We start from the raw sequence: 16,184 nt of genomic DNA, 5'->3' as shown, positions 1-16,184 counted from the left end.
GTCGGGGTAAGGGGATTCGAACTCCTGACATCCTGCTCCCAAAGCAGGCGCGCTACCGGACTGCGCTATACCCCGGTTTGAAATTGGCTCCGTGACCAGGACTCGAACCTGGGACCCAATGATTAACAGTCATTTGCTCTACCGACTGAGCTATCACGGAACTACATATTTCAATTTACAACTGTGAAGCTTGCTTCACCTCTTCGACCCGTTCGCATCGCTGCGTTCGTGTGTCTGAGGCGCGCTATTCTACAATCTTAAGCACCTCTGTCAACCCCCTAAATTGCTTTCAAGTTAATGATTTGCAACTTATTTCAGATTCCTGCTTGGGGAGCAGAAACCCTCTCGGGGTGACTTACTGCGGGGCGCACTTTACAAGCATTTTCCTTTGAGTTCAACAGCCTATCGAAAAAAAGGCCTCGCAATGCGAGGCCTCTTTCATTTTGTTGCCACTGGGGATCAGACAAAGACGATTTCGTCGTGCTCCACCACACCTTTGGCGGTCTCTCCGGGCATGAAACGACCCGATAGAATCAGCTGGGCCAGCGGGTTCTCGATCCAGCGCTGGATCGCCCGTTTGAGCGGCCGTGCGCCATAGACCGGGTCGTAACCGACAGCAATCAGCTTATCCATCGCTTCCGGACTCAGCTCAAGCTTCAGCTCGCGCTCGGTCAGACGGCTACGCAGGCGACCCAACTGGATCTCGGTAATGCCCGCGATCTGATCCCGAGCCAGTGGCTCGAAGATCACCACTTCGTCGACCCGGTTGATGAACTCCGGCCGGAAGTGCGTGGAAATCGCATCCATCACCGCTGCACGCTGCGCTTCGCGATCCCCTATCAGTTCCTGGATCTGTACCGAGCCCAGGTTGGAGGTCATGACGATCACGGTATTTTTGAAATCCACCGTGCGGCCATGGCTGTCGGTCAAACGGCCATCTTCGAGCACTTGCAGCAAGATGTTGAACACATCCGGGTGGGCCTTCTCGACCTCATCCAGCAGGATCACTGAATAAGGCTTGCGACGCACCGCCTCGGTCAGGTAACCGCCCTCCTCATAGCCCACGTAGCCCGGTGGCGCGCCGATCAGACGAGCCACGGAATGCTTCTCCATGAACTCGGACATGTCGATCCGTACCATCGCCTCTTCAGTATCAAAGAGGAACTCGGCCAGCGCCTTGCACAACTCGGTTTTACCGACACCGGTCGGGCCGAGGAACATGAACGAACCGCTCGGGCGATTCGGATCGGACAACCCGGCACGGGAACGCCGCACTGCGTTGGAGACGGCGATCACTGCTTCGTCCTGACCGATCACACGTTGGTGCAACAGGCTTTCCATCTTCATCAGTTTTTCGCGCTCGCCCTCGAGCATTTTCGCCACGGGGATGCCGGTCCATTTCGACACGACTTCAGCGATCTCTTCTTCAGTCACCTTGCTGCGCAACAACTGGTTTTCGCTTTTGCCGTGCTGGTCGACCATTTGCAGGCTGCGCTCCAGGTCCGGGATCACCCCGTATTGCAGCTCGGCCATGCGGTTCAGATCGCCTTTACGGCGCGCGGCTTCCAGTTCCTGACGGGACTGTTCGATTTTCTGCTGGATCTGTGCCGAACCCTGGACCTCGGCTTTTTCCGAGTTCCAGATCTCTTCGAGATCCGAATACTCACGCTCGTGACGGGCGATTTCTTCCTGCAATTTTTCCAGACGTTTCTTCGCCGCGTCGTCGCTTTCTTTCTTCAGCGCCTGGGATTCCACCTTCAGCTGAATCAGGCGACGCTCCAGACGGTCCAGCACTTCCGGCTTGGAATCGATTTCCATGCGGATGCGGCTGGCGGCTTCGTCGATCAGGTCGATGGCCTTGTCCGGCAACTGGCGGTCCGTGATGTAGCGATGACTGAGCTTGGCCGCGGCGATGATTGCACCGTCGGTGATTGCCACCTTGTGGTGAACTTCGTAGCGCTCTTTCAGACCACGCAGGATGGCGATGGTGTCTTCTTCGCTCGGCTCGTCCACCAAGACCTTCTGGAAGCGCCGCTCGAGGGCCGCATCCTTCTCTATATATTGACGGTACTCGTTGAGCGTGGTCGCGCCGACGCAATGCAGCTCACCGCGAGCCAATGCCGGTTTGAGCATGTTGCCCGCGTCCATCGAGCCTTCGCCCTTGCCCGCGCCGACCATGGTGTGCAACTCGTCGATGAACAGAATGATCTGCCCTTCCTGCTTCGACAGTTCGTTGAGCAGGGACTTGAGGCGCTCTTCGAACTCGCCGCGGTATTTGGCACCGGCAATCAATGCCCCCATATCCAGGGACAAAAGGCGCCTGCCTTTGAGACCGTCCGGCACTTCACCGTTGATGATGCGCTGAGCCAAGCCTTCGGCGATGGCGGTTTTACCCACGCCAGGCTCACCGATCAGCACCGGGTTGTTCTTGGTGCGGCGTTGCAGAACCTGAATGGTGCGGCGAATTTCATCGTCACGGCCGATCACCGGATCGAGCTTGCCCTCTTCGGCGCGCTTGGTCAGGTCGATGGTGTATTTATCCAGCGCCTGCCGAGACTCTTCCTGGTTGGCGTCATTAACTGCCTCACCGCCGCGCAGATTGTTGATCGCGTTTTCCAGCGCCTTTTTGCTCACGCCCTGGCCGAGCAGCAATTTGCCGAGCTTGCTGTTCTCGTCCATCGCGGCGAGCAGCGCCAGTTCGCTGGAGATGAATTGGTCACCCTTCTGCTGGGCCAGGCGATCGGCCTGATTGAGCAGGCGTGCCAGATCCTGCGACATGTTCACGTCACCGGTCGGGTTCTGGATTTTCGGCAGCTGATCGAGCGCTTTGGTCAGCTCTTTACGCAGGCTGTTGACGTCGAAACCCACCTGCATCAGCAGGGGTTTGATCGAACCACCCTGCTGTTCAAGCATGGCCTGCATCAAATGCGCCGGTTCAATGGCCGGATGATCGAGGCCGACAGCCAGGGACTGGGCGTCGGACAAGGCTAACTGCAGCTTGCTGGTTAAACGGTCTATACGCATGGGTTCACCTTCCTTTTGAGCAGGCCGGACCTATAAACATCCCGAATAAAGAAACCTGCCAGATACCGCTATAGATGTGGTCGATTCTGGGAGATTCAAGCGTCGTGCAGTTGATGTAGATCAGAGAAGTCTAGCGTTCGAGCCAGATCAGGGAGGCAAACCGGCCGGTGCGAGGACTGCGGCGGTAAGAAAAGAAACGTGGATCGGTCACTGTGCAGAAACCACCGCCATAAACAGCGGTGACACCGCGAGCGGCCAGACGCAAACGCGCCAGTTCATAGATGTCGGCCATGAACTTGCCGGCATTCTGGCTCGGCACGAAGGCTTTGTCGGCTTCAGGCAATTGCTGGACGAAGGTTTCGCGCACTTCCGGGCCGACTTCAAAGGCTTGAGGGCCAATGGCCGGGCCGAGCCAGACCAGTACGTCTTCGGGCGGTACAGCCAGACTGTCGAGGGTCGCTTCCAGCACACCCGCCGCCAGCCCGCGCCAACCGGCATGGGCGGCAGCGACGCGGGTGCCGGCACGGTCGCAAAACAGCGCAGGAAGGCAGTCGGCGGTCATCGCTGTGCAAGCGATACCGGGTGTTGCCGTCCAGCTGGCGTCGGCAGTGGCTACCAGGTTTGGGTCCGCTTGGGTCACGACAATGCCGTGAACCTGTTGCAGCCAGGCCGGCTGAATCGAGAAACGATCGGTGAGACGACGGCGGTTTTCGGCGACGGCTTCAGGGCTGTCGTCAACGTGATCGCCGAGGTTGAGGCTGTCGAACGGCGCCAGACTGACGCCGCCCTCACGGGTGGTAACGCAGGCTTTGACGCTGGCCGGCGCGGGCCAGTCAGGCGTCAGCCAGGTCATCCGATGAACGCCTCGCGGTCTTGCTTGAGCAGCGACAGCAACCAGACGAAGTCATCCGGCAGTGGCGATTCCCAGCTCATGCGTTTACCGGTGGTCGGATGATCCAGCTCCAGGAACCGCGCATGCAGCGCCTGACGCGGGAAATTCTTCAGGGATTCGACCATGGTCACGCTGGCGGCCGGTGGAATACGGAAACGACCGCCGTAGGCAGGATCTCCGACCAACGGGTAGTTGATGTGCGCCATGTGCACGCGAATCTGGTGCGTACGACCGGTTTCCAGCTTCACTCGCACATGAGTGTGGGAGCGGAAACGCTCGAGCACGCGGTAGTGACTGACGGCTTGCTTGCCACCTTCCATCACCGCCATGCGCTGGCGCTGCTGGCCGTGACGACCGATCGGTGCGTTGATCTTGCCGCCGGCCGTCACCACACCGATTACGATGCACTCATAGATCCGGCTGACACTGCGGCTCTGCAATTGAGTGACCAGCTGTGTCTGCGCCTGAATGGTCTTGGCCACCACCATCAGACCGGTGGTGTCCTTGTCCAGGCGATGCACGATACCGGCGCGGGGCACATTGATGATGTCCGGCACGTGGTGCAGCAAGGCGTTGAGCAAGGTGCCGTCGGCGTGACCGGCGGCCGGATGCACCACCAGGCCCGCAGGCTTGTTGATCACGAGGATGTCGTCGTCTTCATAGACGATGTCCAGCTCGATGTCTTGAGCGATCCATTCGCCCTGAGCTTCCTGCTCGGCAGTCAATTCAAGAATGGCGCCACCGTGAACGATGTCTCGCGGGCGGATAACCGCCCCATCCACAGTCAGGCGGCCGTCTTTGATCCAGGCGGAAAGGCGCGAGCGCGAGTGCTCAGCGAATAATTGTGCGGCGACTTGATCGAGGCGTTGGCCGCCCAATTCGGACGGCACCTCTGCGCGAAGTTCAATTTTATCGGACATGCTCAGACTAGGCGTCGGCACAGCCTTTGGTTTCGGCTGCGCGCTTGTGGTTAAATACGGCGTCTTTTGCCCCGAGGCTTTTCAACGGGGCACTCATCATAACAGGACGGCCCCGCCCAAGACAGCGGCCGTCATAGGGACGCAAGCCGCCATGCAAGTGAAACACCTGCTGCTGATCGCCATCCTCGCATTGACCGCTGCTTGCTCATCGAAGGAAGTCGTAGACGAAAACCTGAGCGAAGTCGAGCTGTACCAGCAGGCTCAGCACGATCTGGACAACAATAGCTACACCGCCGCCACAGCCAAGCTGAAGGCCCTGGAGTCGCGTTATCCGTTCGGTCGCTATGCCGATCAGGCTCAACTCGAGCTCATCTACGCCAACTACAAGAACTCCGAGCCTGAGGCTGCGAAGTCCGCCGCCGAGCGATTCATTCGTCTGCACCCGCAGCACCCGAACGTCGATTACGCCTACTACCTCAAGGGTCTGACCTCTTTTGACCAGGACGTCGGCATGCTGGCGCGCTTCCTGCCACTGGACATGACCAAGCGTGACCCGGGCGCTGCCCGCGACTCCTACAACGAGTTCGCCCAGCTGACCAGCCGCTACCCGAACAGCCGCTACGCGCCGGACGCCAAGCAGCGCATGATTTACCTGCGCAACCTGCTGGCGGCCTATGAAATCCACGTTGCCGACTACTACCTGACCCGTCAGGCCTACGTTGCCGCCGCCAACCGTGGCCGTTATGTAGTGGAAAACTTCCAGGAAACCCCATCGGTCGGTGACGGCCTGGCGGTGATGACCGAAGCCTACCAGCGCCTGCACCTGGACGAACTGGCTGCGACCAGTCTCGAAACCCTGAAACTCAACTACCCGAACCACCCGAGCCTGGTGAACGGTCAGTTCGTGCCATCGGTAGCCGAAGCCGACAACCGTTCGTGGCTGAGCAAGGCCACCCTGGGCCTGATCGAATCCCGTCCGCCACTGCCGCCGGGCGAAACCCGCGCCAACCAGGATGTGCAGAAGCAGTTCCAGGATGCCAAGGACGCGATTCCGAACGAGCTCAAGCCTAAAGATGAAAACGGCGATGTGATCGAAGAACCGGAACCCGAGTCCAGCAACACCGACCGTTCCTGGTTCAGCCACATGACCTTCGGCCTGTTCGACTGACATAGAGATGTTGTACCGGGAAGGCGCCTTTCGAGGCGCCTTTTTTATTGCCGAATTTTTGGGTGAACGTATTGCGCTGTGCGCTTGACCCGTCCTTGGCTAAACTGCCAACTCATTAATCAAAAAGCAGCTCACCATGCTTCGTCTATTGTTCTGGATCGCCCTGATTGCCGCTGCCATATGGTTCTGGCGCAAGTTCAAGGGCCCGACGTCGGTCGCCAATATGCCGCGCGAGCAAGATGCTCCGCCCATGGTTCGCTGTGCTCATTGCGGCGTACACCTGCCCCGCGACCGCGCGTTGAAACTCGAACAACAGTGGTATTGCAGCCAGGCTCACCTTGAGCAAGGCCCGGGCTCAAGTGATCGCTGAGACGCCCAGCCCAGGCAACAAACAGGCCCAGCGACTGCTGCGCCTCTATCACCTCTACCGCTTAAGCGTCGGCATCACCCTGGTGCTGTTGATCTCCAGCAACATGGACAACCAGTTGCTGAAGTTCGCCAATGACGACCTGCTGCGCAACGGCAGCTGGTTGTACCTGGTGCTGAATATCCTGCTGGTGGTCTTTTTGGGGAACACCCGACGCCCCGCGCAGCTGTTCGGCCTGGCGCTGGTCGATGTCCTGCTGCTGTGCGGCCTGTTCTATGCCGCGGGCGGCATGGCCAGTGCCATCGGCAATTTGCTGATCGTCTCAGTAGCCATCAGCAATACCTTGCTGCGCGGGCGTGTCGGTCTGCTGATCGCAGCGGTCGGTGCCCTTGGCATCGTGGGTTTGAGCTTCATCCTGAGCTTCAACCACCCCGCCAGCCCCAGTGATTACCTGCAAATCGGCACCCTCGGCGCCCTGTGTTTTGCCGCGGCGCTGCTGGTGCAGGGATTGACCCGACGATTGGAGGTCAGCGAAACCCTGGCCGAACAGCGGGCCAGTGAAGTGCTCGGTCTCGAAGCCCTCAACGCACTGATCCTGCAACGCATGCGCACGGGCATTCTGGTGCTCGACAACCAACGGCGGGTGCAACTGGCCAATCACAGCGCCTTGACCTTGCTGGGGCAGGAAAAACTGGACGGCCAGTTGATCGACGATTACTCGATACCGTTGGTCGAGCGACTCCAACTGTGGCTCAACAATCCAACGTTGCGCCCGCAAAGCCTGCAGATCGCCAGCAACGGCCTCGAGCTGCAACCAAGCTTCATTGCCCTGGACCAAAGCCCGCACCACCAGACGCTGGTTTTTCTCGAAGACCTCGCCCAAATCGCCCAACAGGCCCAACAACTGAAACTCGCCGCCCTCGGTCGCCTGACCGCCGGGATTGCCCATGAGATCCGCAATCCACTGGGCGCCATTAGTCATGCCGCGCAGTTACTGCAGGAATCCGAGGAACTGAACGGTGCGGACCGGCGTCTGACCCAGATTATTCAAGACCAATCTCAGCGCATGAATCGGGTAATCGAAAACGTCCTGCAATTGTCCCGTCGCCAGCAAACCGTGCCGCAACGGCTCGATTTGAAGCCGTGGCTGGAGCATTTCGTCGCCGAAACCCGCGAAGGCTCGAAAGAACATCAGCAGATTCACCTGCGCATCGGCTTGGGAGACTTCAAAACCCTGATGGATCCGGATCAGCTGACCCAGATTCTCGATAACCTGTTGCGCAATGCCTGGCGCCATAGCGCCCTCAAGCATGATCGGGCGCAGGCCTGGCTTGAGTTGTTTATCGACCCGGACAGCCAGTTGCCGACCCTGGAAGTCCTGGACGATGGCCCTGGCGTTGCACCGGACCAACGTACTCACTTGTTCGAACCGTTCTTCACCACCAGCAGCCAGGGTACTGGCCTGGGGCTTTATCTGTCCCGTGAGCTGTGCGAAAGCAATCAAGCCCGCCTAGACTTCAAATCACGCCAAGGCGGCGGCTGCTTTCGCATCACCTTTGCTCACGGACGGAAACAAAGTTGAACACGAGCCCACGGCAAAAAATCCTCATCGTCGACGACGAGCCGGATATCCGCGAACTCCTGGAAATCACCCTGGGACGGATGAAACTCGACACCTTCAGCGCACGCAACCTCGCAGAAGCGCAGGCGCTACTGGCTCGGGATACGTTCGACCTGTGCCTGACCGACATGCGCCTGCCTGACGGCACCGGTCTGGCGCTGGTGCAGCACATCCAGCAGCGCTATGCACAAGTGCCGGTGGCGATGATCACCGCCTACGGCAGCCTGGAAACAGCAATAAACGCCCTCAAGGCCGGCGCCTTCGACTTCCTGACCAAACCGGTCGACCTCACCCGTCTGCGCGAACTGGTCATCAGCGCCCTGAGCTTGCCAGCGCCAGGCGGCACCAGCAGCGGCATCGACCGTCGGCTGCTGGGAGACTCGCTGCCAATGCGCAACCTGCGCAAACAAATCGACAAACTGGCCCGCAGCCAAGCCCCGGTCTACATCAGTGGCGAGTCCGGCAGCGGCAAGGAACTGGTCGCTCGACTTATCCACGACCAAGGCCCGCGCGCCAGCCGACCGTTCGTCCCGGTGAACTGTGGGGCAATCCCGTCGGAATTGATGGAAAGCGAGTTTTTCGGCCATCGCAAAGGCAGTTTCAGCGGCGCCATCGAAGACAAGCCTGGGCTGTTCCAGGCAGCCCATGGCGGTACGTTGTTCCTCGACGAAGTGGCTGACCTGCCGCTGGCAATGCAGGTCAAACTGCTGCGGGCCATACAGGAGAAAGCCGTTCGCAGCATCGGTGGCCAGCAGGAAACCGTGGTCGATGTGCGCATCCTCTGCGCCACTCACAAAGACCTCGATGCCGAAGTCGCCGCCGAACGCTTTCGCCAGGACTTGTACTACCGCCTGAACGTGATCGAGCTGCGAGTACCGTCCTTGCGCGAACGCCGCGACGACATTGAGCTTCTGACCAACAATATGCTCAAGCGACTGGCGGCCAGCACTGGCCAGCCCCCCGCAAAACTCCACCCACAAGCCCTCGAAGCGCTGAAAAACTATCGCTTTCCTGGAAACGTGCGGGAATTGGAGAACATGCTCGAACGGGCTCACACCTTGTGCGAGAACAAACAGATCGAAGCCAGCGACCTGCGTCTGGCGGAAGGCAACTGCAACCCGGACGGCGGCGTGCCAGACCTGACACAGATCGATAATCTGGAAGCCTATCTGGAAAACGTCGAACGCAAACTCATCCTCCAGGCCCTGGAAGAAACCCGCTGGAACCGCACGGCGGCGGCCCAGCGATTGAATCTGTCATTTCGGTCGATGCGTTACAGGCTGAAGAAATTGGGGCTGGATTGAACCGTTAACAGCTCTTCTGTCAGATTCGTCCGGCTGGCGCATACGGCGCAGGGTCGATAATCGGCGCCCGCCCCAGCATCACATCGGCAAACAACTGACATGACGCCGGCGCCAGCACCAGCCCGTTACGGTAATGCCCGCAGTTGAGCCAGAGCCCGTCATATCCCGGCACCCGACCGATATAGGGGATTCCTTCAGGCGACCCGGGCCGCAACCCCGCCCAATGCCCCACCACCTCGGCATCCGCCAATGCCGGAATCAATTCCACCGCCGATGCCTTCAGGCTTTCCAGCGCCGTGTCGGTTGGCGTCTTGTCGAAGCCCTCATGCTCCAGCGTACTGCCGATCAGGATGTGCCCGTCGCGCCGGGGAATGGCATAACGCCCCTTGGCCAGGACCATGCTCGGCAGGAAGTCCGCTGCGCACTTGTAGAGAATCATCTGTCCCTTGACCGGTTCGACCGGCAGTTCCAGGCCCAGCTTTTTCAGCAAGTCACCGCTCCAGGCCCCCGCTGTCAAAACCACCTCATCACCCCGAATGGCCCCCATCGAGGTCTGTACCCCGACCACCACAGAACCTTCCCGGATAAATTCGCTGACCTCGCATTGTTCATGGATCGTCACGTTCGGCAACGCCAGCAAGGCGGCCTTGAGGGACTTCACCAGCCGTGGATTACGCACATTGGCCACATCGGCCATGTAGATCGCCCGCGAAAAACCGGCGCCCAATACCGGCACTGCATCGTGGGCCGCAGAGATATCCACAGCCCGCAGCGGACGGTTCTCCCGTTTGGCCCAGGCGAGTGCTTCGGCCTCGTCATCCAGGTCCAGCCAATACAACCCGGTGGTGTGCACTTCAGGATCGACACCGGTGGCAGCGAACAAACGCTGGGCCAGTTGTGGATAAAAATCCTGGGACCAATGAGCCAGTGCAGTGACCGCCGGGCTGTAGCGCCATGGGTAGAGCGGCGAAACGATCCCGCCACCGGCCCAGGAAGACTCCTGACCGACGTTCGAGCGGTCCAGCAGCACCACGCTCTGCACTTCGGACGCGAGATTGAACGCCGTCAGCAGGCCAATCACCCCGCCACCGACAATCACCACTTGCTGTTGACTGCTCATGTTCTGATCCAACCGTTCTATAGACAGAGGGCGCAAAAGGCGCCCGAAAAAGGAACTCAGCGACCCCAGCAATCCTTGGTGGCCAAGCCGGACGCGGCATTGACCATACTCCTGACGCCGGTATTGGTGAGAGTGAAATCACCGCACTTGTCGCTGGCCATGGTCGAACCGGCCTTGCGTGTTGCCGTCAGCAGGAAGGTCTGATCGGTCAGGGTCGGGGTGATGGTGTAGAAATCATTGCCAGCGCTGAGGCCAGTGGCATTGGTGTAGACATTATTCTTCGAATAGAAACGCTCGAGGATCTGCGCCTGCTCGGAAAGCAACCCGGCGACTTCAGTACGGCGGCCCTTTTTTATGTACTCGGTGAGGCTCGGATAGCCAATGGTGATGACGATCCCGATGATCGCAATCACGATCATGATTTCGATCAGGGTAAAACCTCGGTTGGATCTGCGCATGCCTCACTCTCACTTACTGTATTTGTCGCCACATGATGCGACGGCCGCTGCCGCCACCGGATTTTTCCACCAGAGTGGTCACGCCACCACCGGAGTCGTTCACAATCTTGCGGGTTGCGTCATTGACGACCGCGTTCAGGGTCGGGATACCACCGGTGAAGATCACCCCACTGGAAATCGTGTCGTTGCCATCGACCACCCCGTCGGCATTGGTGTCGAGTACCGCGTAATTGAGCATCTTACCGCTGAACGCATCGAGTTCGACCAGTTTGCCGCTACCGAAGCTGGCACAGGGGTCCACGGTATCCACACTGAGCGTGGTAAAAACAATTCGCCCCGATACCAGACTGGCCTGATAGATCACCCGCTCCCCCGTCAGCACGTTGTTGTATACCAGGGGCAAGTACCAGCCTTTCTTGGCCGGGTAGGTCACCTCGTTCTGGCTGGTGGTGATGAATTGCCCGGTACTGCCCGAAAACACGCCGGTCACCGCCTGCGCCTGCAAACTGGAAACAGTGATTTGTCCTGCGCCCCCCTCGGCATCCCATACCGCGTAGAACGCCTGTAGATCCTTATTGGTCTTGTCGGCAACCTCATTGAATTTGCCGGTGCCGAAAAACACCTCCTTGCCGCCCAACACGTGATCCGCCAGCAACGGTTGCGCGGTAATCGGCTGGGTCGCGCCACCTGCAGTGGTGAACAACGGCTTGCCGGAAAACGCCACGCCCCAGGTGTCAGGGGTGGTGCCACTCAAATCGAACTTCCACAACCGCCCTTTCAGATCGCCCCCGTAGGCAGCCTGCACCACATTCTGCGAGTTGACCCTGAGCTTCACCGACGACAGGCCGTTGGTGGTTTCGGTACTGTCGACCACGATTTTCTTGATCAGCGAGCCGTCGCGAATATCCACCACATACAACGCTGCAACCCCGGAGTTGCTGCCATAGCCGTTGGAGATAAACGCGGCCCAGCGACCATCGGCCAAGCGTGCCACTTCGGGGCGCGCATAGGCATAACCCAGATCATTGAAAACGTTCGCTGTATTGGCCGTGGCCGGCGCACTGACTTCCCACAGTGCTTTAGTTTCATTACCAGCCGATGCGTCGAACAATTGCAGCGCATAGAAGGTTTTGCCGCCCGCCCCCGTTCCGCCAATCGCCAGGGTTTTCCAGGCGCTGTTGAGCTGAGCATCGAACACGCCGACCTGGCCATCGACCAGAAACTTGTGGCTCACACCGTTGATGTAAGTGGGATCAGCGATGTCGTTCAGCGATGGCAGCACGCTGGAGGGCATGTAGGCATAACGCCTGACACCATTGGCCGAGTTGATGATGTTTACAAAACCGTCGTTGGCATTCACCACCAGGCTGGCATTCATGTTGGCGGCTTTGGTGGTCAGGTAAGTGCTGTAGCTGGTGTCTGCCACCAGATCGGACGCGGTTTTGTCCGTGGGTGAGGCCAGCACGAGTGGCGAATTGATGATGTCGCCGAGCAATACACTGCGAACTTTCAGCCCGGTTTTGTTGATGCCCTTGCTCCACTCCACCAGATCGTTGCCGTTGATGCCAGTAGGCAGCCCCTGGTTGAGGGTGGTCTGCTGCGCCGTAGAGAAATTGCTGTAAGCCAGGGTGACCGCCGCGTTGGTTTGCGTGTTCCAGGACTGGTAGGTCGGCGCGGTGGCGCCGGGCACGATGGTGGTGTCGGTCGTCCACAGCACGGCGGCGGTGTTAACCGCGCCCGCCGACGTGAAGCCGAAGGACTTGATCGTACCCCGCCAGTCCTTGGGATCGTAACTGGTCTGGAAATATCTCGAGTCGCTGGTCAGGGTCGTGCCGCTGGCTACGCCACTGCCACCTGAGCCGGCCTTGGAAGTGATGTCGCTCAGGGCTGCAGACAGTGCGTTGCCAAGTCCCGCGCTGTCGTTTACCTGATAGTACTTGCCCTGCCCATAGGTCGCGGCATCCGCCAACATCTGGTTTGCCGCGGTGAACCCCACGGTATAGGTGTTCATGTACTGCCTGGGAAAATCCGGGGCGTTCCAGCTTTTGCCCGTGGCATCGGTTCCCGTGGAGCGCATGTCGATGTCGAAGGCGAACTTGGCAATGTCATCCAGGTACAGGGTGTCGCCCTCATCATCGCCTGAGGGGTCGGTACCATCGTTACTGCTGATCCCGTCCCAGTTCGGTAACCGGCTGCCACCCAGCGGATCGTCGGTCGGAAAGGTTCGATCGTAGGTCGGCAGACCATCGGTGATCACCACCCCGTAATTCTTCTGGCAACGGTACTGAATCGGACTGGTATAGGTGTCGGGCGTCGAGTTGTTGTACGGCGCCATGCCACGGAAATAACGAGTGATCTCGTAATAGGCTTCCGCCAGCGGCGTATTGGCTTGCGCACTCAGCTCGTCGATCCCGGCGATCAGTGAGGTGTAATTGGTATCGGCTTGAGCCTGAGTCACAGTGCCGCTGACCGCCGACAAATCGCTGATCGAGCGGGCGATGTAACCACCGTCATTCTTATGGTTGCCGACCGCCAGGTTGAATGTCGACAGGCCGATGCGTAGCGAACGGTTGTTGGCCACCAACGTCTTGGAAACGTTGCGCGCCACGTTCATCCGGTAATCGTTGGGGATCGAGCCGTCGGTGAAGTCCCGGTCAGTATTGTTGGCCAGGCTGATCAGGTAGGACAAATAATTCGCCGTATACCGCGTGTCCTCGCTTCCCACCGGATCGGGAAGCTTCAGGCAAAGCGAATCCAGACCGAGAAGGCTGTTTTTATAAAAACCGTACCATCCGGCCTTCGAGCATGTTCCATGATTCAAACTCGACAAGGCGATATTGTTATCGGTCATGTCCAGGTCGCGGCCTTTGTTGCACGAACCATTGGAGAGGCAAATCGTCACTGGGGTGCGTACGACCGTCGGGTCGAAGCCGGCCGCCCAGATAATGTTGTTCATACTCCCCGAGTCATCGAGCAGCAGCATCACATTGGGAGGCACGGCGGCGGCGCTCAACAGCGGAGAGTCCGAGGGCGTGAAAGCGTAGGTCGGCGCGGCCAGGTAAAGGCTCAAGGCCGCGCCGCAGAGCAGCTGCTGTAACCAACGGCGCCAGCCTGTGCGGGTCTCAGTACTTCGCATAAATACTCTCCACCACACTGCGCGAGCTGCCCGCGATACCCACGGCGGTCACCCGATAAAGGGTTGCCGATGTGTTGCTCGGCACATTCACGGCAGTCAGGGTAGTGCCGATGTTCTGCACTCCATAAAAGCCGCTACCGGAGGCGATCCAGTTCACCCCCGAGGTGGAGTTGAACCCGGCGGCGGTAATGACCGACGCCTCGGCCGGCGGTGCGCACTGGCTGGTGCCACTGCAGACCGGCAACGAGTAGGAGTTCAGTTGCACCGCGCTTTCACCGACCCGCAACGCCGCTTCCGCGCCCTGGAACGACTGGTTGCGCAGGATCACGCTGCTGGTCATTTTCTCCTGCAACGTGGCGCTCTGCATCGACGAGAGACCGATCAATGTCAGCACCAGGAGAAACACCAGGCTGACCAACAGCGCCATGCCGCGCTGGGCGTGAGATGTCATGGGTGCACGACTCATCGGCCCTCCCCTCATTGCAACCGGTTGCGCAAGGCGGCAACTACGTTGAAGGTTTGATTGCGGACCCGGTTGTTCGGGTCGGTGAGGGTCAGCGTCAGCCGCACACTGCGGATTCGCGCCGGATCGGACGGATTGCTGCTATAGCTGGAGGCGGCTGTATCCGTAGCTGAGCTGGCGAGCCCGAAGCTCACGCCAAAAGCACTGACGTTATTGATGAGCACCGCCTGAGTCGGCGTGCCGGTGCCGGTGCCCATCAGCAGTTGGTTGTTGCTGAAGCTGTAGATCAGCCGCCTGATCGGAAACGCCAACTGCCCCGATGCCGGCGTGCGTAAACCGGTGTAGGCCGTCGCGGTATTTCGACAGTCGGAAACCACCGTCCAGGTCGGCACTCCGCCACTGCCGCCGACATCTGCGGTGACCAGCGTCAATTTGAGGTTGGCATTGTCCCAACTGATCGGCGTGAGCAGGCTTGCATTGAAATCCCCCGCCGAGCTGGCGTCGGTAATCGTACCCAGACAACCGAACATGCCGACCATGCGAATTTCCTGAATCATCTTGCTCAGGACGAACCGTGCATCTTCCTGCATGCCGGCGGCAGTGCTCTGGCTGACGTAGGTGTTTTTGGCCGCGATGAAAATCTGCGCCACGCCCAGGATCACGATCAGGCTCAATGCCAGGGCGATCAGCAATTCGATCAGGCCGAAACCTCTGCTGGTTCTGTTCATGGTGTCGTCGCCGGATCAACGGTGGCGCGGCTGGTGAGGACGAAACTGCGGCGCGAATCGGCGATATTGGCGGCCCGGGAGTCGTCCCAGGTAATGGTGATGGTGTATACCCGCTGGTTGCGGACGATGCTGCCGGTGGCCGTGGCGCCGCCGAAATTGACGATATTGGTGGTGAAGTCGTAGAGGTCCTGATCCCGGGCCACGCTCAAGTTGCCCGAGGTCGGCGGCGTGACGGTGTAATCGGCGCCGGAATTGGCGCGAATGCGGTCCATCATGTCGTAGGCGATAAAACTCGCCTGGCTGGTCATCCGTGAGCTGTCGGTGTACTTCAGCGCATTGAGCTGAATCGCCGCCGCGCCCAACAGACCCACAGCCAGCACCAACAACGCGACCAATACCTCGATCAGCGTCATGCCCTCCTGTGCACGCTTGCTCCAACCCCTCATCCGCAACTTCCACCCAATAGAATTCGTCCGTTCAAACACACATTCAGCGTCCTGCTTTGCGCCCCCAGCACATAACTGATCACCACCGCCGTGGACGGCGCTGCCAAGCCGCCGAGATTGTTGAAATCAATCGCGGTCACTCCTGAGGTTAGCGTCAGAGTCGCTCCGCTGCTCATCGCTGGAACAACCCGCAATACATTGGCCGGATTGCCAGTACCGTCATAAACGCTCAGCTCGCCGGTCCAGACACTGCCGCCGGCCGTCGGGCGAACCCGAGTGGTGAGGCCCCGATCAATCGCTTCAAGCCGTGCGTAATTGAGTGCCCGTTGCAAGTCGCCGACCTCGGTGTCGGCCTTGTTGCTTTGCACCGAGCGGGTGAACGCCGGAACGGCCAGTGTAATCAGGATCAGAAACACCGCGAGCGTGACCAGCAGCTCGATCAGCGTGAAACCTTTTGTACGATGATCCATCAGTGCCCTCCGTTGCCGTCGGCTATACCTGCTTCTACACGCTAGAACATTCGACCGACAGATGTAC

The 16,184-nt window shown here is 59.4% G+C and carries 14 protein-coding genes and 2 tRNA genes; 4 read left to right on the top strand and 12 right to left on the bottom strand.

Going from position 1 to position 16,184, the window contains the following annotated elements; genetic code table 11:
- Position 1: 1 nt before the first annotated feature.
- From AC07VO_RS18850 to rluD, 5 genes are all read right to left on the bottom strand, one after another.
- Positions 2-75, bottom strand: a tRNA-Pro gene (locus AC07VO_RS18850).
- A gap of 9 nt (positions 76-84) precedes the next feature.
- Positions 85-160: transfer RNA gene (locus AC07VO_RS18845), tRNA-Asn, on the bottom strand.
- Positions 161-459: 299 nt separating this feature from the next.
- On the bottom strand, positions 460-3,024 hold the full coding sequence (gene clpB / locus AC07VO_RS18840; protein ID WP_086945901.1) for an ATP-dependent chaperone ClpB: 2,565 nt from the start codon (positions 3,022-3,024) through the stop codon (positions 460-462).
- A 130-nt stretch (positions 3,025-3,154) separates the two neighbouring features.
- Entirely contained in the window at positions 3,155-3,877 is a 723-nt protein-coding gene (gene pgeF, locus AC07VO_RS18835) for a peptidoglycan editing factor PgeF (RefSeq protein ID WP_086945902.1), read from the bottom strand.
- Positions 3,874-4,836 carry a 23S rRNA pseudouridine(1911/1915/1917) synthase RluD gene (rluD, locus tag AC07VO_RS18830; protein ID WP_007901932.1) on the bottom strand — a complete coding sequence of 321 codons (963 nt, stop codon included), beginning with the start codon at positions 4,834-4,836 and terminating at the stop codon, positions 3,874-3,876. Before rluD ends, pgeF begins: the two co-directional genes overlap by 4 nt.
- A 151-nt stretch (positions 4,837-4,987) precedes the next feature.
- Between rluD and AC07VO_RS18825 the strand changes: the two genes are divergently transcribed.
- From AC07VO_RS18825 to AC07VO_RS18810, 4 genes are all read left to right on the top strand, one after another.
- Complete coding sequence (locus AC07VO_RS18825) at positions 4,988-6,004, top strand: outer membrane protein assembly factor BamD (RefSeq protein WP_086945903.1); 1,017 nt, start codon at positions 4,988-4,990, stop codon at positions 6,002-6,004.
- Between the two features lie 136 nt (positions 6,005-6,140).
- Positions 6,141-6,374, top strand: a complete 234-nt coding sequence (locus AC07VO_RS18820) for a PP0621 family protein (RefSeq protein WP_064620433.1) — start codon at positions 6,141-6,143, stop codon at positions 6,372-6,374.
- On the top strand, positions 6,364-7,953 hold the full coding sequence (locus AC07VO_RS18815) for a sensor histidine kinase (RefSeq protein WP_064620435.1): 1,590 nt from the start codon (positions 6,364-6,366) through the stop codon (positions 7,951-7,953). Before AC07VO_RS18820 ends, AC07VO_RS18815 begins: the two co-directional genes overlap by 11 nt.
- Positions 7,950-9,296 carry a sigma-54-dependent transcriptional regulator gene (locus AC07VO_RS18810; protein ID WP_018925897.1) on the top strand — a complete coding sequence of 449 codons (1,347 nt, stop codon included), beginning with the start codon at positions 7,950-7,952 and terminating at the stop codon, positions 9,294-9,296. Before AC07VO_RS18815 ends, AC07VO_RS18810 begins: the two co-directional genes overlap by 4 nt.
- 19 nt (positions 9,297-9,315) lie before the next feature.
- Here the strand turns inward: AC07VO_RS18810 and thiO are convergent, their stop codons facing one another.
- The 7 genes from thiO to AC07VO_RS18775 are packed head-to-tail and all read right to left on the bottom strand — an operon-like array spanning position 9,316 to position 16,117.
- A complete protein-coding gene (gene thiO, locus AC07VO_RS18805; RefSeq protein ID WP_064620442.1) occupies positions 9,316-10,416 on the bottom strand; it encodes a glycine oxidase ThiO in 1,101 nt (366 codons plus the stop codon).
- Positions 10,417-10,472: 56 nt separating this feature from the next.
- Positions 10,473-10,874, bottom strand: a complete 402-nt coding sequence (locus tag AC07VO_RS18800) for a type IV pilin protein (RefSeq protein ID WP_018925895.1) — start codon at positions 10,872-10,874, stop codon at positions 10,473-10,475.
- Between the two features lie 13 nt (positions 10,875-10,887).
- Entirely contained in the window at positions 10,888-14,010 is a 3,123-nt protein-coding gene (locus AC07VO_RS18795; RefSeq protein WP_086945904.1) for a pilus assembly protein, read from the bottom strand.
- Positions 13,997-14,476, bottom strand: a complete 480-nt coding sequence (locus AC07VO_RS18790) for a pilus assembly PilX family protein (RefSeq protein ID WP_086945905.1) — start codon at positions 14,474-14,476, stop codon at positions 13,997-13,999. The genes AC07VO_RS18795 and AC07VO_RS18790 overlap by 14 nt, the downstream gene beginning before the upstream one ends.
- An 11-nt stretch (positions 14,477-14,487) precedes the next feature.
- Positions 14,488-15,201, bottom strand: a complete 714-nt coding sequence (locus AC07VO_RS18785; protein WP_019650968.1) for a PilW family protein — start codon at positions 15,199-15,201, stop codon at positions 14,488-14,490.
- On the bottom strand, positions 15,198-15,647 hold the full coding sequence (pilV, locus tag AC07VO_RS18780; protein WP_086945906.1) for a type IV pilus modification protein PilV: 450 nt from the start codon (positions 15,645-15,647) through the stop codon (positions 15,198-15,200). Before pilV ends, AC07VO_RS18785 begins: the two co-directional genes overlap by 4 nt.
- Positions 15,644-16,117 (bottom strand): GspH/FimT family pseudopilin, encoded by a 474-nt coding sequence (locus tag AC07VO_RS18775; protein WP_064620450.1) that lies wholly within the window; start codon positions 16,115-16,117, stop codon positions 15,644-15,646. Before AC07VO_RS18775 ends, pilV begins: the two co-directional genes overlap by 4 nt.
- Positions 16,118-16,184: the final 67 nt, after the last annotated feature.

This window comes from Pseudomonas sp. GW821-FHT03E01 (genome assembly GCF_059420765.1).
Note: the sequence above shows the minus strand (reverse complement) of the source record. Positions and strands in the feature narration are given on the sequence as shown.